At 64.6% G+C, this 19,360-nt stretch carries 23 protein-coding genes; 17 read left to right on the top strand and 6 right to left on the bottom strand.

Annotated features, from left to right (window positions below):
- The 3 genes from ACTTAI_RS11465 (at nucleotide 1) to ACTTAI_RS11455 (ending at nucleotide 2,649) form a co-directional block, all read left to right on the top strand.
- Nucleotides 1-516: a chemotaxis protein CheD gene (locus ACTTAI_RS11465; RefSeq protein ID WP_444451694.1), complete on the top strand. Its 516-nt coding sequence runs from the start codon at nucleotides 1-3 to the stop codon at nucleotides 514-516.
- 275 nt (nucleotides 517-791) lie between these two features.
- On the top strand, nucleotides 792-1,832 hold the full coding sequence (dusA, locus tag ACTTAI_RS11460; RefSeq protein WP_444451693.1) for a tRNA dihydrouridine(20/20a) synthase DusA: 1,041 nt from the start codon (nucleotides 792-794) through the stop codon (nucleotides 1,830-1,832).
- A 1-nt stretch (nucleotide 1,833) separates the two neighbouring features.
- Entirely contained in the window at nucleotides 1,834-2,649 is an 816-nt protein-coding gene (locus ACTTAI_RS11455) for a sulfite exporter TauE/SafE family protein (protein ID WP_444451692.1), read from the top strand.
- A 15-nt stretch (nucleotides 2,650-2,664) separates the two neighbouring features.
- On the opposite strand, the gene mazG is transcribed toward ACTTAI_RS11455, so the two are convergent.
- Entirely contained in the window at nucleotides 2,665-3,495 is an 831-nt protein-coding gene (mazG, locus tag ACTTAI_RS11450; RefSeq protein ID WP_444451691.1) for a nucleoside triphosphate pyrophosphohydrolase, read from the bottom strand.
- Nucleotides 3,496-3,557: 62 nt separating this feature from the next.
- On the opposite strand from mazG, the gene ACTTAI_RS11445 reads away from it, so the two are divergent.
- The 10 genes from ACTTAI_RS11445 to ACTTAI_RS11400 all read left to right on the top strand — a co-directional run bounded on the left by ACTTAI_RS11445 (nucleotide 3,558) and on the right by ACTTAI_RS11400 (nucleotide 11,051).
- Entirely contained in the window at nucleotides 3,558-4,721 is a 1,164-nt protein-coding gene (locus ACTTAI_RS11445) for a M20 aminoacylase family protein (protein WP_444451690.1), read from the top strand.
- Nucleotides 4,722-4,852: 131 nt separating this feature from the next.
- On the top strand, nucleotides 4,853-5,188 hold the full coding sequence (gene yajC, locus ACTTAI_RS11440) for a preprotein translocase subunit YajC (protein WP_444451689.1): 336 nt from the start codon (nucleotides 4,853-4,855) through the stop codon (nucleotides 5,186-5,188).
- Nucleotides 5,189-5,211: 23 nt separating this feature from the next.
- A complete protein-coding gene (secD, locus tag ACTTAI_RS11435) occupies nucleotides 5,212-6,876 on the top strand; it encodes a protein translocase subunit SecD (protein WP_444451688.1) in 1,665 nt (554 codons plus the stop codon).
- Between the two features lie 10 nt (nucleotides 6,877-6,886).
- Nucleotides 6,887-7,903, top strand: a complete 1,017-nt coding sequence (secF, locus tag ACTTAI_RS11430; RefSeq protein WP_444451687.1) for a protein translocase subunit SecF — start codon at nucleotides 6,887-6,889, stop codon at nucleotides 7,901-7,903.
- Complete coding sequence (locus ACTTAI_RS11425) at nucleotides 7,890-8,264, top strand: Mth938-like domain-containing protein (protein ID WP_444451686.1); 375 nt, start codon at nucleotides 7,890-7,892, stop codon at nucleotides 8,262-8,264. Before secF ends, ACTTAI_RS11425 begins: the two co-directional genes overlap by 14 nt.
- Nucleotides 8,261-8,905 (top strand): heme ABC exporter ATP-binding protein CcmA, encoded by a 645-nt coding sequence (gene ccmA, locus ACTTAI_RS11420; protein WP_444451685.1) that lies wholly within the window; start codon nucleotides 8,261-8,263, stop codon nucleotides 8,903-8,905. The genes ACTTAI_RS11425 and ccmA overlap by 4 nt, the downstream gene beginning before the upstream one ends.
- Nucleotides 8,902-9,558 carry a heme exporter protein CcmB gene (gene ccmB, locus ACTTAI_RS11415; RefSeq protein WP_444451684.1) on the top strand — a complete coding sequence of 219 codons (657 nt, stop codon included), beginning with the start codon at nucleotides 8,902-8,904 and terminating at the stop codon, nucleotides 9,556-9,558. Before ccmA ends, ccmB begins: the two co-directional genes overlap by 4 nt.
- Nucleotides 9,559-9,644: 86 nt before the next feature.
- The gene (locus ACTTAI_RS11410; RefSeq protein ID WP_444451683.1) at nucleotides 9,645-10,373 is read left to right on the top strand and encodes a heme ABC transporter permease; all 729 of its coding nucleotides are present in this window, start codon (nucleotides 9,645-9,647) and stop codon (nucleotides 10,371-10,373) included.
- On the top strand, nucleotides 10,370-10,528 hold the full coding sequence (ccmD, locus tag ACTTAI_RS11405) for a heme exporter protein CcmD (RefSeq protein WP_444451682.1): 159 nt from the start codon (nucleotides 10,370-10,372) through the stop codon (nucleotides 10,526-10,528). Before ACTTAI_RS11410 ends, ccmD begins: the two co-directional genes overlap by 4 nt.
- Complete coding sequence (locus ACTTAI_RS11400) at nucleotides 10,521-11,051, top strand: DsbE family thiol:disulfide interchange protein (RefSeq protein ID WP_444451681.1); 531 nt, start codon at nucleotides 10,521-10,523, stop codon at nucleotides 11,049-11,051. Before ccmD ends, ACTTAI_RS11400 begins: the two co-directional genes overlap by 8 nt.
- Before the next feature lie 46 nt (nucleotides 11,052-11,097).
- On the opposite strand, the gene hpt is transcribed toward ACTTAI_RS11400, so the two are convergent.
- Nucleotides 11,098-11,646 carry a hypoxanthine phosphoribosyltransferase gene (hpt, locus tag ACTTAI_RS11395; RefSeq protein ID WP_110804106.1) on the bottom strand — a complete coding sequence of 183 codons (549 nt, stop codon included), beginning with the start codon at nucleotides 11,644-11,646 and terminating at the stop codon, nucleotides 11,098-11,100.
- Nucleotides 11,647-11,727: 81 nt separating this feature from the next.
- On the opposite strand from hpt, the gene ACTTAI_RS11390 reads away from it, so the two are divergent.
- Nucleotides 11,728-12,198 carry a type II toxin-antitoxin system RatA family toxin gene (locus ACTTAI_RS11390; protein WP_110804105.1) on the top strand — a complete coding sequence of 157 codons (471 nt, stop codon included), beginning with the start codon at nucleotides 11,728-11,730 and terminating at the stop codon, nucleotides 12,196-12,198.
- A gap of 75 nt (nucleotides 12,199-12,273) precedes the next feature.
- Here ACTTAI_RS11390 and ACTTAI_RS11385 read toward each other — a convergent pair whose 3' ends face one another.
- The 4 genes from ACTTAI_RS11385 to ACTTAI_RS11370 form a co-directional block, all read right to left on the bottom strand.
- Nucleotides 12,274-13,452, bottom strand: coding sequence for an ammonium transporter (locus ACTTAI_RS11385; RefSeq protein ID WP_444451680.1), 1,179 nt, complete (start codon nucleotides 13,450-13,452; stop codon nucleotides 12,274-12,276).
- 154 nt (nucleotides 13,453-13,606) lie between these two features.
- Entirely contained in the window at nucleotides 13,607-14,074 is a 468-nt protein-coding gene (locus ACTTAI_RS11380) for a CinA family protein (RefSeq protein ID WP_444451679.1), read from the bottom strand.
- On the bottom strand, nucleotides 14,071-14,565 hold the full coding sequence (locus tag ACTTAI_RS11375; RefSeq protein ID WP_444451678.1) for a phosphatidylglycerophosphatase A family protein: 495 nt from the start codon (nucleotides 14,563-14,565) through the stop codon (nucleotides 14,071-14,073). Before ACTTAI_RS11375 ends, ACTTAI_RS11380 begins: the two co-directional genes overlap by 4 nt.
- A gap of 1 nt (nucleotide 14,566) precedes the next feature.
- Nucleotides 14,567-15,706: a bifunctional 2-C-methyl-D-erythritol 4-phosphate cytidylyltransferase/2-C-methyl-D-erythritol 2,4-cyclodiphosphate synthase gene (locus ACTTAI_RS11370; protein WP_444451677.1), complete on the bottom strand. Its 1,140-nt coding sequence runs from the start codon at nucleotides 15,704-15,706 to the stop codon at nucleotides 14,567-14,569.
- Nucleotides 15,707-15,888: 182 nt separating this feature from the next.
- Here ACTTAI_RS11370 and dusB point away from each other — a divergent pair, with 182 nt between their 5' ends.
- Genes dusB through ACTTAI_RS11355 form a run of 3 tightly spaced genes read left to right on the top strand, consistent with a single transcriptional unit; the run spans nucleotide 15,889 to nucleotide 19,319 of the window.
- Nucleotides 15,889-16,875 carry a tRNA dihydrouridine synthase DusB gene (gene dusB, locus ACTTAI_RS11365; RefSeq protein WP_444451676.1) on the top strand — a complete coding sequence of 329 codons (987 nt, stop codon included), beginning with the start codon at nucleotides 15,889-15,891 and terminating at the stop codon, nucleotides 16,873-16,875.
- Nucleotides 16,872-17,939, top strand: a complete 1,068-nt coding sequence (locus ACTTAI_RS11360; RefSeq protein ID WP_444451675.1) for a two-component system sensor histidine kinase NtrB — start codon at nucleotides 16,872-16,874, stop codon at nucleotides 17,937-17,939. The genes dusB and ACTTAI_RS11360 overlap by 4 nt, the downstream gene beginning before the upstream one ends.
- Before the next feature lie 3 nt (nucleotides 17,940-17,942).
- On the top strand, nucleotides 17,943-19,319 hold the full coding sequence (locus ACTTAI_RS11355; protein WP_444451674.1) for a response regulator: 1,377 nt from the start codon (nucleotides 17,943-17,945) through the stop codon (nucleotides 19,317-19,319).
- The last annotated feature ends 41 nt before the right edge of the window (nucleotides 19,320-19,360 follow it).

Here is a 19,360-nt window from a genome sequence, read left to right as displayed (position 1 = left end):
ATGGCTGGACATCACAAGACCCTCCATATCGCGCAAGGCGAGTTCATCACGGCGAAGGGGGCGGAGGCGTCAATTTCGACCATTCTCGGGTCCTGCGTGGCGACGTGTCTTTATGACGAGGCCAGTCAGGTGGGTGGCATGAACCACTTCCTGCTGCCCGACGGGGCCGGGGCCTCGCTGAACTCGGCCCGTTTCGGGGTCAACGCGATGGAATTGCTGATCAACGCCCTGATCAAGGATGGCGCCAATCGCAAGCGGCTGAAAGCAAAAGTTTTCGGGGGCGGGCGCATGATTGCGGGCTTGACCGACATTGGTCAGAAAAATGCCGAGTTCGTGCTTGATTTCCTGCGACGCGAAGGGATCGAATGTACCGGCCAAAGTCTTGGCGGCACGCAGGCGCGACGGGTCGAGTTCTGGCCTGGCACTGGCCGGGCGCGGCAACGGCTTCTGGGCGAGACCAAGGTGGTCGAGACGCCGCCGGTCATTGCTGCGGGCAATGGCGTCGAGCTGTTCTGAGGGTCGACGGACGGGAGCGTTTCAGGATCACGCTCGATCTTGGGGCGCTCCGGTCTTGGTCCTTGCGAAACGGTTCGGTCGTCACGGGTTGCAAGACATGCGCCATCGTCGATCGCGATGGACGATTTTTCCATTCTTCGGTATGACAGCGCGGACGCGAGCGCCCCTTGTCCGGTCCGGGCAGGCGCTTGCCGAAGCCTCCCGTTGGAACCCCGGCCTTTCGGTCGATCCTCGGTTTCGGCTGTCGGATGCGGAAGAAGCGGAAACCAAGGTCAATGCAGCAAGAGCCATCTCCTTTGCCTTCGCGTGGTGCGAAGGAAAAACAATCGCTTGAGGGCGTCGCCCTGCATGCGCGTCTGTCTGTTGCGCCGATGCTCGACTGGACGGATCGGCATTGTCGCGTCTTTCATCGCACGATGTCGCGCAACGCCCTGCTTTATACCGAGATGGTCACCGCTCCGGCGGTGATCCATGGCAAGCGGACGCAGCTTCTTGATTTCAGCGCGGTCGAGCATCCCGTTGCCTTGCAACTGGGCGGCTCCGACCCTGCCGAATTGGCCGAAGCGACGCGGATCGCGCGCGACTGGGGCTATGACGAGATCAACCTCAACGTCGGTTGCCCCTCGGACCGGGTGCAGTCGGGGGCCTTCGGCGCGGTTCTGATGAAGACGCCTGATCTGGTCGCGCGCTGTGTCGAGGCGATGCAGGCCGCGGCGGCGGTCGAGGTCACGGTGAAATGCCGGATCGGCGTCGATGATCAGCTCCCCGAGGAGATCCTGCCCGATTTTCTGCGCCGGGTGTCGGCGGCCGGGGTGACCCGTTTCACCCTGCATGCCCGCAAGGCCTGGTTGCAAGGCCTCAGCCCAAAGGAAAACCGCGAGATCCCTCCGCTTGATTACTCGCTTGTGCATGCGATGAAACGCGAGTTTCCGCATCTCCATCTGAGCCTGAACGGCGGCGTCACCACGCTGGCGCAGGTCGAGGCGCATCTGGAGGCGGGGATGGACGGGGTGATGGTTGGGCGCGCCGCCTATCAGGAGCCGATGCAGGTGCTTGCGGGTGCCGATGCCGCGCTTTGGGGCCGGGGCGAGACGCTTTCGGCCGTGGACGTGGCCGAGGCGATGAAGCCCTATATCGCGGATCATCTGGCCAAGGGCGGGCGGCTCCATCAGATCACCCGGCACATGCTGGGCCTGTTCCACGGTCGGCCCGGGGCGCGCGGTTGGCGGCGCGTGCTGTCCGAGGGGGCGACGCGGTCGGGGGCCGGGTTGAAGCTTTACGATCAGGCCTTGGCCGAAGTCACGCGGGAGATCTAGGATGGAGCATCTGACGACGATCCTGCCGCTCGTCGCGATCCTGCTGGCTGTCGGCGCCTTTGCCGGGGTGCTGGCGGGGCTTCTGGGGGTTGGCGGCGGCATCGTGCTGGTGCCTGCCTTCTTCTATCTTTTCAACGGTCTGGGCTATGGCTCGGACGGGTTGATGCAGGTCTGCGTCGCGACGTCGATGGCGACGATCATCATCACCTCGACCCGCTCGGTCACCGCGCATGCGCGCAAGGGGGCGGTCGATTGGCAGCTTCTGCGCGACTGGGCGCCCTATGTCGCGGGCGGGGCGCTGCTCGGCGTCTTTCTGGTGTCGCGGCTCAACACCCATGCGCTGACGATCATCTTCGGCACGCTCGTCATGGCGATCGCGCTGTATATGGCCTTTGGCAAGCAAAGCTGGCGGATCGCCGAGGGGATGCCGGGGCAGGGGTTCCGGATGTGGTTCGGGCCGCTGATGGGGGCAGTTTCGGTGCTGCTCGGGATCGGCGGCGGCTCGATCTCGACGCCGATGCAGACGCTGCACGGGATTCCGATTCACCGCGCGGTGGCCACTTCGGCGGGGTTCGGCGCGATCATGGCGGTGCCCTCGACCGTGGCCTTCCTGCTGACGCCGGTTGAGGCGGCGCCCCCCTACACGGTGGGCTCGATCAACCTGCCCGCGCTGGTCGTGATCGGCGCCACTACGGCCATCACCGCTGCCTGGGGCGCGGCGCTGGCACATCGGCTCGATCCGAAACCGCTCAAACGCATCTTCGCGGGCTTCATGATGCTTGTCGCGCTGAACATGCTACGCAAGGCGCTGTTCTGAGCCCCCGAAAGCCTCTCACAATCCCGTGCGCTTGGCCGCATCCCAAAGCGCATCCATCTCGGCCAGATCGCTGTCGGCGGGGCGTTTTCCTGCCTTCGCCAGTTCGGCCTCGATGAAGGCGAACCGCCGGGTGAACTTGCCATTCGCCGCGCGCAGACAGGCTTCGGCATCGAGCCCGAGATGCCGCCCGAGGTTCACCATCACGAACATCAGATCGCCATATTCCTCGGCGATCTCCTCGGGCCCCAATTCATCGCGGGCCTCGACCAGCTCGTTTGCCTCCTCGACGATCTTCGCCACCACCTCGGCAGTCGAGGGCCAGTCGAACCCCACCCGCGCGGCGCGCTTTTGCAGCTTCAGCGCCCGGGTGAGCGCCGGAAGCCCCAGCGCGACGCCGTCCAACACCCCGGACTCGGCCTTGGCTGCACGCTCGGCGGATTTAATTTTCTCCCAATCTTCCGTCTGTTGCGCGGCGCTCTTCACGCGGCTTTCGTCGCCAAACACATGCGGATGCCGCGCGATCATCTTTGCATTGATCCCGCGCAGCACCGTCAGCAGATCGAAATGCCCGGCCTCGGCCGCCATCTGCGCGTGAAACACGACCTGCAGCGCCAGATCGCCCAACTCGCCCGAAAGCTCGCCCCAGGCCCGCCGCTCGATCGCATCGGCGACTTCGTGCGCCTCCTCGATCGTGTAGGGGGCGATGGTGGCGAAATCCTGCTCGATATCCCAAGGACAGCCGGTGTCGGGGTCGCGCAGACGGGCCATGATCGCCGCCAGCCGCTCGGTCTCGGCGCCCACGCTGTCGGTTTCAATGAAGATCCCCGGATCGGTCGGTTTCGCCATTGCCTCTTGCCTCCTGCAGGTCCATCTACTTCCCTATCGCTTTCCAAAACCCAGAGTCCACCATGCCCGTGATCAACCGCATTGCCGCCCTTGCCCCCGAGATGAAGGAGTGGCGGCAATGGCTGCACCGTCACCCCGAACTGGAATTTAAACTGCCGAAGACCGCGGCTTTCGTGGCTGAGCGGCTGCGCGAGATCGGCGTGGACGAGATCCACGAAGGCATCGCGACCTCGGGCATCGTGGCGCTGATCAAGGGGCGGCAGGACGGGCCCACAATCGGGCTGCGCGCCGATATGGATGCGCTGCCGATCGACGAGATCACCGGGGTGGATTACGCCTCGGAGCACGAGGGCAAGATGCATGCCTGCGGCCATGATGGCCATACGGCGATGCTGCTTGGCGCGGCCAAGTATCTGTCCGAGACGCGGAATTTTGCCGGGACGGTGGCGCTGCTCTTCCAGCCCGCCGAGGAAGACGGCGGCGGCGGCGAGGTCATGGTGAAAGAGGGCGTGATGGAGCGCTTCGCCATCACCGAGGTTTACGGCATCCATAATGCGCCGAACCTGCCCTTTGGCCATTTCCACACCACGCAGGGCGCGCTGATGGCGGCGGTCGATACCGCCTGGGTCACCGTCACCGGCCGCGGCGGGCATGGCGCGACGCCGCATGAGTGTATCGACCCGATCCCGGCGATCACGGCGATGGTCGGATCGCTCCAGACGATCGTTAGCCGCAACCTCTTCGCGATGGACGAACTCGTCGTTTCGGTGACGCAGATCCATGTCGGCACGGCGAACAACATCATCCCCGAAACCGGCTGGTTTTGCGCCACGATCCGCTCTTTCACCCCCGAAGTGCGCGCGATGGTCGAGCGCCGCTTCCACGAGATCGTCGAAGGCACGGCCGCGGCCTTTGGGGTCTCCGTCGAGATCCGCTACGACAAGGGCTATCCGCCCACCATCAACGATGGCGACAAGGCCCGTTTCGCTGCCGAAGTGGCGCGCGAGGTCTCCGGCCCCGAGGCGGTGAAGGACGATGCCGGGCGCGAAATGGGCGCCGAGGATTTCTCCTATATGCTCGAGGCGCGCCCGGGGGCCTATCTCTTCCTTGGCACCGGGCCGGGGGCCGGGCTGCACCATCCCGCCTTTGATTTCAACGATGAGGCGGCGCCGATCGGCGCCAGCTTCTTCGCCCGGCTGGTCGAGCGCGCGCTTCCCGCGCGCTGAAGCCAGAGGCAGCGCCCGCTCTCTGACACCCACGTGAGCGCCCGCCCGCTTGCCATTGCGGGGGGGCGCGGCTAGGGTGCGCGCCGAAAACCGGGGCTTTGCCCCCACGGCCCTAACGAAAGGACCATGCCATGTTCGTCACTCCCGCCTATGCTCAGGATGCCTCTGCCGCCGCCGGTGGCATCGCCGCCTTCGGCCAGTTCGTGCCGCTGATCCTGATCTTCGTGATCATGTATTTCCTGCTGATCCGTCCGCAGCAGAAGAAGGCCAAGGAACACAAGGCGATGGTCGATGCGCTGCGCCGCGGTGACATGGTGCTGACGCAGGCGGGGATCATCGGCAAGATCGTGCATCTGCGCGAAGATGGCGAAGTCGAAGTCGAGATCGCCAAGGACATGAAGGTGCGGATGATCCGCAGCGCCGTGGTTCAGGTTCTGTCGAAGACCGAACCGGCCGCGAACAACTGACCTGACATCGGGGCCGCGCCGCCATGCTGCAGATCTCGCTTTGGAAGCGTCTCGTCATTCTGGGTCTGTGCCTTGCGGCATTGATCACGGCGGCGCCCAACCTCTTTTATGCCCGCGTCGAAGGGCACAATGACGCCATCACGGCCTTCGAGAAAAACGGAGCCCTGACCGAAACGCAGGAGGCGGCGAAAGCCGCTTGGCCCGATTGGGCGCCTTCGGCGCTGGTCAATCTCGGGCTCGACCTGCGCGGTGGCGCCCATCTTCTGGCCGAGGTGCATCTGAACGAGGTCTACAAGGCCCGGATGGATTCGCTTTGGCCCGAGGCGCGCAAGCTTCTGGCGGCTGAACGCGCCACTATCGGCTCGATTCGGCGTGTGCCCTCACCCGAGGGTGAGCTGCGCATCCAGATCGGCCAAAAGGATCAGATCGCGAAAGCGGTCGAGATCGCGCGGACCCTGACCCGCCCTGTCGTCAGCCTGACGGGTGTCGGCCAGTCCGACTACGAGGTGACGGCCGAGGGCGATACGCTGGTCTTCCGGCTGTCGGAGGCGGAAAAGACCGCCACCGATGATCGCACCATGCAGCAGTCGCTGGAAATCGTGCGTCGTCGCGTCGACGCGGCAGGCACGCGCGAACCGACGATCATGCGGCAGGGTACCGACCGCATCCTGATTGAAGTGCCCGGTATCGGCTCGGCGCAGGAACTGAAGGATCTGATCGGCACCACCGCCAAGCTGACCTTCAACCCGGTCGTGGGCACGACCTCGAACCCGAATTCCCCGGTCGCCTCAGGCAACGTTCTGCTGCCCGATGCCGAGCGCAAGGGGCTTTATTATGTCCTTGACGAGGTTCCCGTCGTCACCGGCGATGATCTGACCGATGCGCGTCCGGCGACGGATGACAATGGCGCTCCGGCCGTGTCGTTCCGCTTCAATGTGAGCGGCGCGCGCGCCTTTGGCGATTACACTGCCGATCACATCGGCGAGCCCTTTGCCATCGTGCTCGACAACAAGGTGATCTCGGCGCCCTCGATCCGCGCGCATATCGCGGGCGGCTCGGGCATCATCACCGGCCGGTTCTCGGTGCAGGAAGCGACCGATCTGGCGCTGCTCTTGCGGGCGGGGGCACTGCCTGCAGGCATGACCTTCCTTGAAGAACGCACGATCGGGCCTGAACTGGGCGCGGACAGCGTCAAGGCCGGGATGATCGCATCGCTCATCGGGTTCGCCGCTGTGGTGATCTACATGATCGCCTCCTATGGGCTGTTTGGCTTCTTCTCGGCGGTGGCGCTCTTCATCAACATCGCCTTCATCTTCGCCGTCATGGGCGCGATCGGCGGCACGATGACCTTGCCCGGGATTGCCGGGATCGTGTTGACCATCGGCACCTCGGTCGATGCCAACGTGCTGATCTACGAGCGCATGCGAGAGGAAATCCGGGCAGGCAAATCCCCTGTTCGCGCCATCGAGCTGGGCTTCGACAAGGCGATGTCGGCGATCATCGATGCGAACGTGACCTCGTTCCTGTCCTCGGCGATCCTGTTCGTTCTGGGCGCGGGGCCGGTCCGCGGCTTTGCCGTGACCACGCTGATCGGCATTACCGCCTCGATCTTCACCGCGATCTGGGTGGTGCGGCTGATGATCGTCGTCTGGTATGGCTGGCGTCGTCCCAAGACCATTGTCATCTGAGGAGGAACCCATGGCTTTCCGTCTGAAACTGGTTCCTGAAAAGACCAATATCGACTTCTTCCGCTGGCAGTTCGCCACCTTTGGCGCGGCTGTCGTTCTGATGATCGCCTCGGTGGTGCTGCCCTTCATCATCGGGTTGAACTTCGGCATCGACTTCAAGGGCGGCACAACGATCCGTACTGAATCCACGACTGCAATCGACGTCGGGGAATATCGTTCTGCGCTTGAACCGCTGAAGCTGGGCGACGTGATCATTTCGGAGGTGCGCGATCCGAGCTTCCGGGCCGATCAGCATGTGGCGATGATCCGCATCCAGTTGCAGGACGACGCCGAGGGGGCGCCGACGCAGGGCGCCCAGGGGCAGGGCGCGCAGGGGCAGGAGCTGGTCAACAAGATCGAGACCGCGCTGACCGCCGTCGATCCGCAGCTGAAGATCACCTCGTTTGAATCGGTGGGCCCGAAGGTCTCGGGGGAGCTGGTCTGGACCGCGATCTGGTCGCTTCTGGCTGCGACCGTCGCGATCATGTTCTACATCTGGATCCGGTTCGAGTGGCAATTCGCGCTTGGGGCCGTGGTGGCGCTGGTCCACGACGTGCTGTTGACGGTCGGGCTTTTTGCGGTGCTGCAGCTGAAGTTCGACCTGACGACGGTGGCGGCGCTGCTGACGATAACCGGCTACTCGATCAACGACACCGTCGTCGTGTTCGACCGGCTGCGCGAAAACCTTGTGAAATACAAGACGATGCCGCTGCGCGACGTGATGAACCTCTCGGTCAACGAGACGCTCTCGCGCACCGTGATGACCGGCATGACGACGCTGCTGGCGCTGGTGCCGATGCTGATCTGGGGCGGCGACGTGATCCGCGGCTTCGTCTTCGCGATGGTCTGGGGCGTGTTCACCGGCACCTATTCCTCGGTCTATGTCGCGAAGAACATCGTTCTGTTCATCGGGCTGGATCGCAACAAGCAAAAGAAAGACCCGTCGGACAAGTTCTTCTCGAACGGGGCGCAAGATGCAAAGCCGTGAGGCGGGCTACGGATCGGCGCTGCCGATCGACGGCTACGGCCCAGGCTTCTTTCGCGTCGCCGGGGCGGTGCATCGGGGCGGTCTGCTGATCCGCGCCGAGGCTGCCGCGGTCTGGACCGGCTTCGACGATCTTGCGGCGCTGCGCGCGCTTGCCGGGCAGGTGGATCTTCTGCTGTGCGGAATGGGCGCGGATATCGCCCATCTTCCCAAGGGCTTGCAGGTTGACCTTGAAGCGCTTGGGGTAATGGCGGAGCCGATGTCGACGCCCGCGGCCGCGCGCCATTACAATGTGCTTCTGTCCGAGGGCCGCCGCGTTGCCGCGGCCCTTCTGCCGATGCCGGGCGAGGTCCCGACGGCATGACGCTGCTTGCCGTCGAAAATCTCACCGTCAGCCGCGGCGGTCTTGCCGTGCTGGAGCGGGTGAGCTTTTCGCTGGCGGCGGGCCATGCGCTGGTGCTGCGCGGGCCGAACGGGATCGGCAAGACGACACTGTTGCGCACGCTTGCCGGTTTGCAACCGGCGCTGGCCGGGCGAATTTCGATGCCGCCCGAAACGATGGCCTATGCGGCCCATGCCGATGGGCTGAAGGCGACACTTTCGGTGCGCGAGAACCTGCAATTCTGGGCGGCGATCTATGCGACCGACACGGTCGAGAGCGCGCTCGAGCGGATGAACCTGCGTGCGCTTGAACACCGCGCGGCGATGAACCTTTCGGCCGGGCAAAAGCGGCGGCTGGGTCTGGCGCGGTTGCTGGTCACCGGGCGTCCGGTCTGGGTGCTGGACGAGCCGACGGTCTCGCTTGACGCAGCCTCGGTTGCGCTCTTTGCCGAGGCCGTGCGGGCGCATCTGGCCACCGGCGGCGCGGCGCTGATGGCGACGCATATCGATCTGGGCCTTGCCGAGGCCGAGGTGCTCGACCTTGGCGCGTTCAAGGCGCGTCCGCCCGAGGCGGGCGGTCCTCGCGGCGCCTTTGATCATGATTTCGACGGAGCCTTCCTGTGATTGCGCTTCTTGCCCGGGATTTGCGATTGGCGATCCGCGCTGGCGGCGGCTTTGGGCTGGGTCTGGCGTTTTTCCTGATCGTGGTGACGCTGGTGCCGTTCGGCGTCGGCCCGCAGGGGGAAATCCTTGCCCGCATCGCCTCCGGCATCCTCTGGCTCGGGGCGCTGCTCGCTTGCCTGCTGTCGCTCGACCGGATCTTCGCGCTCGATTTCGAGGATGGCTCGCTCGATCTTCTGGCGACCGCCCCGATCCCACTGGAAGCCGTGGTGACGATCAAGGCCCTTGCGCATTGGATCACCACCGGCCTGCCGCTGGTGCTGGCGGCGCCGCTGTTCGCCGTGCTGCTGCATCTGCCGACCCCGGCCTATCTCTGGCTTGACGTCTCGCTGCTTCTGGGCACGCCGGCGCTCTCGGTTCTGGGCACCTTCGGGGCCGCGCTGACGGTCGGGTTGAAGCGGGGCGGCTTGCTGCTTTCGCTGCTGGTGCTGCCGCTTTATGTGCCGACGTTGATTTTCGGCGCCGAACTGGTACGGCGCGGCGCCGAGGGGATGGCGATCGAGGTGCCGCTGACGATGCTCGCGGGGATCACCGCCGCCACCGTGGCGCTGGTGCCCTTTGCCTCGGCGGCGGCCATTCGCGTCAATTTGCGGTGAGACGGGCTGCGGCTTGATGCGTGTCAATCCGGGCCGTGGCAAAGCGTGACATGTCCGACGGGACACGAGAGGGAGGACGAAAGCCCATGTCGATCTGGGAATATGCAAACCCGGTCAAATTCATGCAGACCTCGGGCTGGCTTTTGCCTTGGGTCGTGGGGGCGACGGTTCTGACCTTGGTGCCGGGGCTTGTCTGGGGCTTCTTCTTCACCCCGGTCGCGGCCGAGTTCGGCGCGACGGTGAAGGTGATCTACGTTCACGTCCCGGCCGCGACGCTGGCGATCAACATCTGGGTGATGATGCTTGTCGCCTCGCTGATCTGGCTGATCCGGCGCCACCATGTTTCGGCACTGGCGGCAAAGGCCGCGGCACCGATCGGCATGGTGATGACGCTGATCGCGCTGATCACCGGGGCGTTCTGGGGGCAGCCGATGTGGGGGACCTGGTGGGAGTGGGACCCGCGCCTGACCTCGTTCCTGATCCTGTTCCTTTTCTATCTGGGCTACATGGCGCTGTGGGAGGCGATCGAGACCCCCGATACCGCCGCCGATCTGACCGGCGTGCTGTGTCTGGTGGGCTCGGTCTTCGCGGTGCTGTCGCGCTATGCGGCGATCTTCTGGAACCAGGGGCTGCATCAGGGCTCGACGCTCAGTCTCGACAAGGAACAGCACATCGCGGATGTTTATTGGCAACCTCTGGTGCTGTCGATCGGCGGCTTCGGGATGCTGTTCGTGACGCTGCTGTTGCTGCGCACCCGCACCGAGATCCGGTCCCGCCGTCTGAAGGCGCTGGAACAAAGGGAGCGCATGGCATGATGCCGGAGTTCGGAAAATACGCATTCACGATCCTTGCCTCCTGGGGGGTGACGCTGGCGCTGCTGGCGGGGTTGATTGCGGTGACGCTGATCCGCGGTGCGAAGGTGAAACGGGCGCTCAAGGCGCAAGAAGAACGGATGAAGAACGATGGCTAAACCCTTGATGTTTCTTCCGCTCATCGTGATGGTCGGCTTTGTTGGCGCTGGCTACTTTGCCATGCAGCAGAATGACCCGAATGACATGCCGACCGCGCTCGCCGGGAAAGAGGCGCCGCCGGTGCAGCTTGTGCAGCTGGGGGCTGAGGTGCCGTTCACCGATGCCGATCTGCGCGACGGCAAGATGAAGCTGGTGAATTTCTGGGCCTCGTGGTGCGCGCCCTGCCGGGTCGAGCATCCGAATCTGATCGGTCTGAAGCAGGATGGCATCGCGATTATGGGTGTGAACTGGAAGGACACGCCCGAGAAGGCGCAGGCCTTCCTTGGCGAGATGGGCAGCCCCTACACGAAGCTCGGCGCCGATCCGGGCAACAAGATGGGGCTGGATTGGGGCGTCGCCGGGGTGCCCGAAACCTTCGTCGTCGATGGCGAGGGGCGGATCGTGACGCGCATTGCCGGACCGCTGACCGAGGATGTGATCACAGAAAAACTGGACCCGCTGCTGGCGGGCGAAGGCGAGTAATCAGACGGCTCCGGGCTGGGGCGGACCCCGGCCCGGAAGGCCGTGATCACTTCTGCGGTTCGGTGAAACGCACTGTGCCGATGAACGGCAGGTTGCGGTGGTTCTGCGCATAATCGAGACCGTAGCCGACGACGAATTCGTCGGGGATCTGGAATCCGGTCCAGCGCGCCTTCACATCGACTTCGCGGCGCGAGGGCTTGTCGAGCATGGCGCAGCATTCGATCCGCCGCGGCGAGCGCGCCCGCAGCATCTCCATGACTTTCGAAATCGTGTGGCCGGTGTCGACGATATCTTCGACAACCAGCACGTCGCGCCCGCCAATTGTGCCGCGCAAGTCCTTGAGAACGCGAACTTCCCGCGTCGAGGTGGTTTCATTTCCGTAGCTTGAGGCCTCAAGGAAATCAACCTCGCAGGGCACGCCGATTTCGCGGATCAGATCGGCGATGAAGACGAAGGAGCCGCGCAAAAGCCCCACGACGACCAGACGGTCGGTGTCTCTGAACGCCTCGGTGATTTCGGCCCCCAGCGCCTCGACGCGGGCCGCGATGGCTTTGGCCGAGATCATCTGGTCGATTACGTAACCGCTTTGCGACATCGTTCCTCCTGCGGCCTCTCGGCCCTTGCAATTCAGTTGCTTTATCGCAAGAAGAGGCGCGGGAAAAGGGAGACGGGCACGATGCCGCGGCACACTGAACAGCGTTTCATGCCCTATTCGGCGGCGCAGATGTATGCGCTTGTGGCCGATGTTGCACGGTATCCGGAGTTCCTGCCTTGGAACTCGGCGGCGCGCATTCGTGCCCGCAAGCCGGGACCGCGCCCGGGCACGGAACTGATGGAAGCGGATCTGGTGATCTCGTTCAAAGTCTTCCGCGAGCGCTTCGGATCGCGGGTGGTGCTGGACCCGGAGAACTTCCGCGTCGACACGCAATACCTCGACGGGCCGTTCAAGCATATGCATTCGTGGTGGCAATTTTCGGATCGGCCGGGCGGCTGCGAGGTCGATTTCTACGTCGATTTCGAATTCAAGAATGCGCTGCTGCAAGGGGTTATTGGTATCGTCTTCGATCAGGCGATGCGGATGATCGTGAAGGCCTTCGAGGATCGGGCCATCGCGCTTTACGGCTGGTCCGGGCGCGTGCAGAGCTGAGATACCGCACATCGCGATCATGAAAAAAAAGGCCGCCCTTCGGTGGCCTTTTTGTTTTCTGACAGGGACTTGAGATCAGGAGTTCAAGTCGTAGGCGCGCTCGCCGTGCGTCGAGATGTCGAGACCGTTCGTCTCGGATTCCTTGTCGACGCGCATCGGGAAGACCATCGCGACAGCGCGGGCCAGAACCCAAGTCAGCGCAAGGGTGTAAATCCCGACGATCAGAAGGGCGCCAAGTTGCGCAGTGAAGCTCGTCGCCCCGAACACGGCGACCATGATCGTGCCGAAGATCCCGCCGACGCCATGCACGGCAAAGACGTCGAGCGAGTCGTCAAGCTTCATCCGCTCGCGCACGAGCAGCACGGCCTCTTGGCAAAGGATGCCTGCTATCGTGCCAATAATCACCGCTTGCAGCGGCGAGACATAGCCCGAGGCCGGGGTCACTGAGGCAAGTCCCGCGATCGAGCCCGTGACGATGCCGACGAGCGAGGCCCGCCCGAACTTGATCCGTTCCCAGAACATCCACGACAGCGAGGCGGCGGCGGCGCTCAGATGCGTTGCGGTGATCGCCATCGCGGCGGTGCCGTCAGCCGCAAGTTCCGATCCACCATTGAAGCCGAACCAGCCGACCCAGAGCAGACCCGCGCCGATGGCGACCATGCCGGGGTTGTGCGGCGGCGTGTGGCGGTTGCGGCGCGGCCCGATCATCACGGCGAGCAGCAGCGCCGCCAGCGCAGCGGTTTCATGAACGACGATGCCGCCCGCGAAATCGCGCGTGCCCTTTGCCCCGAACAGGCCACCGTCCGACATGAAGCCCGCACCCCAGATCCAATGCGCGACCGGCGCGTAGACCAGCAGCATCCAGAGCGCCGAGAAGGTGAAGACCCACCAGAAATTCACCCGCTCGACGAAAGCGCCGAGGATCAGTGCCGGTGTGATCACGGCGAAGGTCATCTGGAAAGCAAAGAAAAGCACCTCGGGCAGGGTTCCGTGCAGGCTGTCGACCGTGACGCCGAGCAGGCCAACCTTTGAAAGACCGCCCCAGACACCACCGACGTCGCCAAAAGCGATGGAATAGCCCGCCAACAACCACAGAATGCTCATGGCCGCGGCGAGCGCGAAGCACTGCATGAAGATCGACAGCACGTTGCGTGCCCGCACCAGCCCGCCATAGAAAAGCGCAAGGCCCGGTAGCGTCATCAACAGCACGAGTGCTGTCGCCATGCTGACCCAGGCGGTATCTGCCCCGTTCATCCCGAATCCTCCTCGTCGGTTTGGCAGCGGCGAAACATGCCGAAACCGCCGTGAAAAGGCGCAAGTGACCGCAAATGGCGCTTAAATCATGGGCGCATTATGTCTGCTCAAGCTTTGGGCGCAATTCCTGCGCCAAGCCGGGATTTGCGGCAGATTACGAAAGGGCGGCGGCGAGCAGCGACAGGGCGTGTTCGCAGGACTTAGCCCGCACGGCCGAACGTCCGAGAGCGCCGAAATCCCGCGTTTCGGTGTGGGTTGCGCCGCCGCGACGGGCGATGCCGAAGCAGACCCGGCCCTCGGGTTTGAACTCGGACCCGCCGGGGCCTGCAATGCCGGTGATGGAAACCGCCAGATCGGCGGAGGAATGGGCCAGCGCCCCTTCGGCCATTTCCTGCGCTACCTGTTCTGATACCGCTCCAAAGGCTTCAAGTGTGGCGGGCAGCACCCCCAGCATCTCGACCTTGGCCGCATTGGAATAAGTGACGAAACCACGCTCGAAGACAGTGGAGGAGCCGGGGATCTCTGTCAGGGCCACGGCCACCATGCCGCCCGTGCAGCTTTCGGCGGTCGCTATGCGAATGCCTTTTTCGCGCGCGGAATCAAGGACTTCCACGGCGATCATCGGATGAAGCCGTGATAGATCCCGGCAGCGATCACGGTGCAGATCCCTGCGAACAAACCTGCCCAGAGATCATCGAGCATGACGCCTGCGGCATCGCCGCGACGGTCGGCGCGGCCGACAAGCCAAGGCTTCCAGATGTCGAAAAGACGGAAGAAGAGGAAGGCCGCCAGCGGCCCCGGCCAGACCATCGACATGTCCCGCATCCAGAACCCGGCGGCCGGGAAGATGAGTGCGACGCCGATACCTGCCACCTCGTCGATGACGATTTCCGAGGGGTCTTCGCCCGGGCGATCGCGCAACTCACGCGCCACCGCCCAGAAGCCGATTGCTGTGATCACAGCCGTGGTCGCCACAAGCGGCCCGAATCCGGCGAAGCGTTCGATTGCCCACAGCACGGCAAGCCCCGCCGCCGTGCCCCAGGTGCCCGGGGCCGGGCGCAGACGGCCGACGAAGCCGAAGGTGGTGATGGCTTGCAGCCAGCGGGCCGCCATCTTACGCGCCGATCAACGTCACGGTGGCGATCGAGGCGATGCCTTCCTCGCGACCGGTGAAACCGAGCCGCTCCGAGGTCGTAGCCTTCACCGACACGCGCGAGGGCTCGATATCCATGATCCGGGCGAGCTCGGCAGCCATCGCTATCGCATGCGGGCCGACCTTCGGGCGCTCGCAGATCAGCGTCACGTCGGCGTTGCCGATGCGGAAGCCCTTCGATTTCGCCAGTTTCGCGGCATGCTCAAGGAAGATCCAGCTGGCGGCGCCTTTCCATTGCGGATCGGTCGGAGGGAAGTGACGGCCGATATCGCCCTCGGCCAGCGCGCCATAGATCGCATCGGTCAGCGCATGCATCCCCACATCGGCGTCGGAATGGCCGAGTAGCGCCTTGGTGTGGGGCACCTTCACCCCGCACAGCCACACATGATCGCCCTCGCAGAAGGCATGCACATCATAGCCGTTGCCCAGTCGCACATCCATCGTCAGCCCCTTCCTTTCACGCAATATCGCCTCGGCGCGGGCGAAGTCCGGCGCATAGGTGATCTTCAGATTGTCTTCATGCCCCGGAACGATCGCGACGGAAAGCCCCGCGTGACGCGCGACCTCGACATCATCGGCGGCGCCGCCCGGATGGGCGCGGTGCGCCTCGAGTATATCGGGGAAGCGGAAGCCCTGCGGGGTCTGGGCGCGGTAAAGCCCGTCGCGGTCCTGCGTGCCGGCGACTAGGCCGTTCTCGCCGCGCCAGAGCGCATCCGTCACCGGCAGCGCGGGCGCGGCGCCGGGCGTCGTCTCAAGCGCAGCCAGAACCGCCGCGGTCACCGAGGCCGGAACCAGCGGTCGGGCTCCGTCATGGATCAGGACCCGCGTCACATCCGAGCCTTCGAGCGCCTCAAGCGCGTTTTTCACGCTTTCCGACCGCGTCGCGCCGCCTGCGACCAGCACCGCCGCGCCGCCCAGCAAGTCCATGCCAAGCCCCATGTCGTCGGGATGCAGCACGACCAGAATGCGACCGACGCCCGCGAAAGCCTCGACCGTTTGAGCCAGAACCGGCCGTCCGGCCAGATCGCGCCATTGCTTCGGCAGACCTTCGCCCGCCCGCGTGCCGCGACCTGCCGCGACGATGATCACCGCAACCGTCATGATGCCTCCTTGCTTGCCAAAGGCTTAGGACATGCACGGCGCGGGTGCAATGCACACGGAGCCGCAGCCATTTTGCCCAAATTATAGGCAGATGCCGATTTTTCTCGCCCAAGTGATGGGTCAGATGACCGGACGCAATTGTGATTCCTCGGATCGGACGCTACTTCCTTGAGCAGTTGCAAATGAGAGACCAAGTGACGATCAGCCTCGATAACATTCGCCTCGACCCTCCGGTGCTGCTGGCGCCGATGGCGGGCATCACCGATCTGCCGTTCCGGCGCATGGTGGCGCGGTTCGGCGCGGGGCTGGTGGTGTCCGAAATGGTGGCGAGCGGCGAGATGCTGACTGCCAAACCCTCGGTCCGGGCCAAGGCACAGGCGGAGCTGACGGCGGGGCTGCCGACCTCGGTGCAGCTGGCCGGGCGCGAGGCGGCGCCGATGGCCGAGGCGGCGAAGATCGTCGCCGACATGGGCGCCGAGATCATCGACATCAACATGGGCTGTCCGGCGAAAAAGGTGACGGGCGGGCTGTCGGGCGCGGCGCTGATGCGCAATCCCGACCATGCGCTGCGGCTGATCGAGGCCGTCGTGGGCGCGGTCGATCTGCCGGTGACGCTGAAGATGCGACTTGGGTGGGACACGGATCAGCTGAACGCGGCGGAAATCGCCGTCCGGGCCGAGGCGGCCGGGGTGAAGATGATCGTCATTCACGGGCGCACGCGGATGCAGTTTTATACCGGGGAGGCGGATTGGAGCGCGATTGCCGCCGTGCGCGGGGCTGTTTCGGTGCCGGTGGTCGCGAATGGCGATATCGTCGATGCGGTCTCGGCGCGCGCGGCGCTGGATCAAAGTGGCGCCGCGGGTGTCATGGTGGGGCGCGGTGCGCAGGGGGCGCCGTGGCGCCTGGCACAGATCGCGGCGTCTCTCTTCGGCAAGGCAATGCCGACGCTGCCCACAGGTTCCGCCTTTTCCGATCTGATTTCAGAGCATTACGAGGGTATCCTTAGTTTTTACGGCCGTGATCTGGGGCTGCGCATCGCGCGCAAGCATCTGGGCTGGTATGCCGATGCGGCCGCTGCGCCGCTGCGCGCCGAGATGATGCGCGCGACCGACCCCGCTGCCACGCTCGCGCTGATCCGCAGCGCCTTTTCCGACAGGGAGGCCGCATGAACCTGCCCCCGCCCGGCATCATCTGGAACTCGCTGCCGCTGCCTGCGCTGATGCTCGACGTCAACGACCGGGTGATCGAGATCAATCCGGCGGCGGAATTGTTCCTCAACCTCTCGGCGCGCGCGCTGAAGGGGCAGGCGCTTGGCGAGAGGCTGGCGATTTCTGCGCCGCTTGAAGAGATTTTCGCCCGGGTGCGCAAGAACCGCTCGGCCTTGTTCGTCAACGACGTGGATCTGACGACCGGGGAACGCGCGCCTGTGCAGTGCAACCTGCAGGCCGCGCCGATTGCCGACGATCCGGAAACGGTGCTGTTGCTGATTTCTCCGCGCGAGATCGCCGACCGGCTCGGCCGGGCCAGCATGGTGAAATCGGCGGCGCGTTCGGCGATCGGCATGGCCGAGATGCTGGCGCATGAGATCAAGAACCCGCTGGCGGGGATTGCCGGAGCGGCGCAGCTTCTGTCGATGGGGCTCTCGGGCGAGGATCTCGAACTGACCGATCTGATCGTCGATGAGACCCGCCGCATCGTGAAACTGCTCGAACAGGTCGAGCAGTTCGGCAATGTGCGTCCGCCCGAAATGAAACCCGTGAACATCCACGATGTGCTTGATCGGGCAAGGAAATCTGCGGGCGTCGGTTTCGGGTCGCATATGCTGATCGTCGAGGATTACGACCCCTCGCTGCCGCCGACGCTCGGTGATGCCGATCAGCTGACGCAGGTGTTCCTCAACCTGCTGAAGAACGCCTCCGAGGCCTCCAAAGGCCACGGCACGATCCGCTTGCGCACGTTCTATGACTATGCGCTGCGGCTGCGTCGACCCGATGGCGGCGGTCAGCGCTTGCCGCTGCAGGTCGAGGTGATTGACGATGGTCCGGGCATTCCCGCCGATATCGCGAGCTCGATTTTCGAACCCTTTGTTTCGGGACGGGAGAACGGCACCGGCCTTGGCCTTGCCCTCGTTTCGAAGATCATTTCCGAACATAACGGCTGGATCAGCGTCGAAAGCGTTCCTGGCCGCACCCTTTTCCGCATTTCTCTGCCCGTCGCCCCGAAGGAGCTTTGATCGATGGATGGCACCGTTCTCGTCGCCGACGACGACCGCACGATCCGCACCGTTCTGACCCAGGCGCTGACCCGCGCGGGCTGCAAGGTCCATGCGACGGCGTCCTTGATGACGCTGATGCGTTGGGTCGAAGAGGGCAAGGGGGATCTGGTGATTTCCGATGTGGTCATGCCCGACGGCAACGGCCTCGAGGCGCTGCCGCGGATCGCGCGGGAACGGCCGGGCCTGCCGGTGATCGTGATCTCGGCGCAGAACACCATTATGACGGCGATTCAGGCGGCCGAGGCGGATGCCTATGACTATCTGCCGAAGCCCTTCGATCTGCCCGATCTGATGAAGCGGGCAGCGCGGGCGCTGGAGCTGAAGCGTCGGGCGCAGGTGGTGCCGAAGGTCGTCGAGACGACGCGCCCCGAGGGCACCGATCTGCCGCTTGTCGGGCGCACCGCGGCGATGCAGGCGCTTTACCGGCTGGTCGCGCGGGTGATGAACGCCGATCTGCCGGTGATGATCATGGGCGAATCTGGTACCGGCAAGTCTCTGATCGCAAAGGCGATTCATGATTTTTCCGACCGGCGCACGCTGCCCTTCGTGGTGGCGCAGGCGGCCGATCTGATGGGCGCCGATGGCCCCTCGAGCCTGCTTGCCCGGGTCAAGGGCGGCTCGCTGGTCTTTGACGAGGTCGGCGATTACGACGACGAGACGCAGGGGCGGATCGTGCGGATGCTTGATGCGCTGCCCGATCCCGCGCCGCGGATCATGGCGACGACCCAGGTCGATCTGGGCGCGCTGATGGAGGCGGGCCGGTTCCGGCAGGATCTTTTCTACCGTTTGGGCGGGGTGACGCTGGCTGTGCCCGCGCTGCGCGAGCGGGTTGAAGATATTCCGCTGCTCGCCGAGCATTTCCTGGGCCGGGCCGAGCGCGACGGTCTGGGCACGCGGCGCTTTTCGGCGGAGTCGATGGCGCTCGTGCGGGCCTATGCCTGGCCGGGCAACGTGCGGCAGCTGGAAAACACCGTGCGGCGGCTTGTCGTGACGGCCTCCGAGGAAGAGATCACCCGGGCCGAGGTCGAATTCGTTCTGGGCAACCAGCCCGCGGTCGAACCCCTGCGCGGTGCGGGCGGCGAGGGCGAGAAACTCTCCGCCTCGATCGCCCGGCATCTGCGGCGTTACTTCGATCTGCATGGCGGAAACCTGCCGCCGCCCGGGCTTTACGACCGGATTTTGGCGGAAATGGAAGCGCCGCTGATCGAGATCGCGCTTGATGCCACCGGCGGCAATCAGGCCAAATGTGCGGATCTTTTGGGGATCAACCGCAATACCTTGCGCAAAAAGATCACCGATCTGGATATTCAGGTGACAAGGCGGCGCAAACTGATGTAAATGAGCCACAGGTAATTGTGGCAAATCCACCTCACGGATTC

Origin of the sequence: Rhodobacter capsulatus (assembly GCF_052363175.1) — a bacterium.
Classification (GTDB): domain Bacteria; phylum Pseudomonadota; class Alphaproteobacteria; order Rhodobacterales; family Rhodobacteraceae; genus Rhodobacter; species Rhodobacter capsulatus_D.
Note: the sequence above shows the minus strand (reverse complement) of the source record. Positions and strands in the feature narration are given on the sequence as shown.

Coding starts and splice junctions, on each gene's coding strand:
- ccmA (WP_444451685.1), top strand. CDS start 8,261: ATGACGCTGCTTGCCGTCGAAAATCTCACCGTCAGCCGCGGCGGTCTT.
- ACTTAI_RS11445 (WP_444451690.1), top strand. CDS start 3,558: ATGCCCGTGATCAACCGCATTGCCGCCCTTGCCCCCGAGATGAAGGAG.
- dusA (WP_444451693.1), top strand. CDS start 792: ATGCAGCAAGAGCCATCTCCTTTGCCTTCGCGTGGTGCGAAGGAAAAA.
- ACTTAI_RS11410 (WP_444451683.1), top strand. CDS start 9,645: ATGTCGATCTGGGAATATGCAAACCCGGTCAAATTCATGCAGACCTCG.
- ACTTAI_RS11455 (WP_444451692.1), top strand. CDS start 1,834: ATGGAGCATCTGACGACGATCCTGCCGCTCGTCGCGATCCTGCTGGCT.
- ACTTAI_RS11465 (WP_444451694.1), top strand. CDS start 1: ATGGCTGGACATCACAAGACCCTCCATATCGCGCAAGGCGAGTTCATC.
- mazG (WP_444451691.1), bottom strand. CDS start 3,495: ATGGCGAAACCGACCGATCCGGGGATCTTCATTGAAACCGACAGCGTG.
- ACTTAI_RS11375 (WP_444451678.1), bottom strand. CDS start 14,565: ATGGCGGCCCGCTGGCTGCAAGCCATCACCACCTTCGGCTTCGTCGGC.
- ACTTAI_RS11385 (WP_444451680.1), bottom strand. CDS start 13,452: ATGAACGGGGCAGATACCGCCTGGGTCAGCATGGCGACAGCACTCGTG.
- ACTTAI_RS11355 (WP_444451674.1), top strand. CDS start 17,943: ATGGATGGCACCGTTCTCGTCGCCGACGACGACCGCACGATCCGCACC.
- dusB (WP_444451676.1), top strand. CDS start 15,889: ATGAGAGACCAAGTGACGATCAGCCTCGATAACATTCGCCTCGACCCT.
- secF (WP_444451687.1), top strand. CDS start 6,887: ATGGCTTTCCGTCTGAAACTGGTTCCTGAAAAGACCAATATCGACTTC.
- ACTTAI_RS11360 (WP_444451675.1), top strand. CDS start 16,872: ATGAACCTGCCCCCGCCCGGCATCATCTGGAACTCGCTGCCGCTGCCT.
- secD (WP_444451688.1), top strand. CDS start 5,212: ATGCTGCAGATCTCGCTTTGGAAGCGTCTCGTCATTCTGGGTCTGTGC.
- ACTTAI_RS11390 (WP_110804105.1), top strand. CDS start 11,728: ATGCCGCGGCACACTGAACAGCGTTTCATGCCCTATTCGGCGGCGCAG.
- yajC (WP_444451689.1), top strand. CDS start 4,853: ATGTTCGTCACTCCCGCCTATGCTCAGGATGCCTCTGCCGCCGCCGGT.
- ACTTAI_RS11425 (WP_444451686.1), top strand. CDS start 7,890: ATGCAAAGCCGTGAGGCGGGCTACGGATCGGCGCTGCCGATCGACGGC.
- hpt (WP_110804106.1), bottom strand. CDS start 11,646: ATGTCGCAAAGCGGTTACGTAATCGACCAGATGATCTCGGCCAAAGCC.
- ACTTAI_RS11370 (WP_444451677.1), bottom strand. CDS start 15,706: ATGACGGTTGCGGTGATCATCGTCGCGGCAGGTCGCGGCACGCGGGCG.
- ACTTAI_RS11380 (WP_444451679.1), bottom strand. CDS start 14,074: ATGATCGCCGTGGAAGTCCTTGATTCCGCGCGCGAAAAAGGCATTCGC.
- ccmD (WP_444451682.1), top strand. CDS start 10,370: ATGATGCCGGAGTTCGGAAAATACGCATTCACGATCCTTGCCTCCTGG.
- ACTTAI_RS11400 (WP_444451681.1), top strand. CDS start 10,521: ATGGCTAAACCCTTGATGTTTCTTCCGCTCATCGTGATGGTCGGCTTT.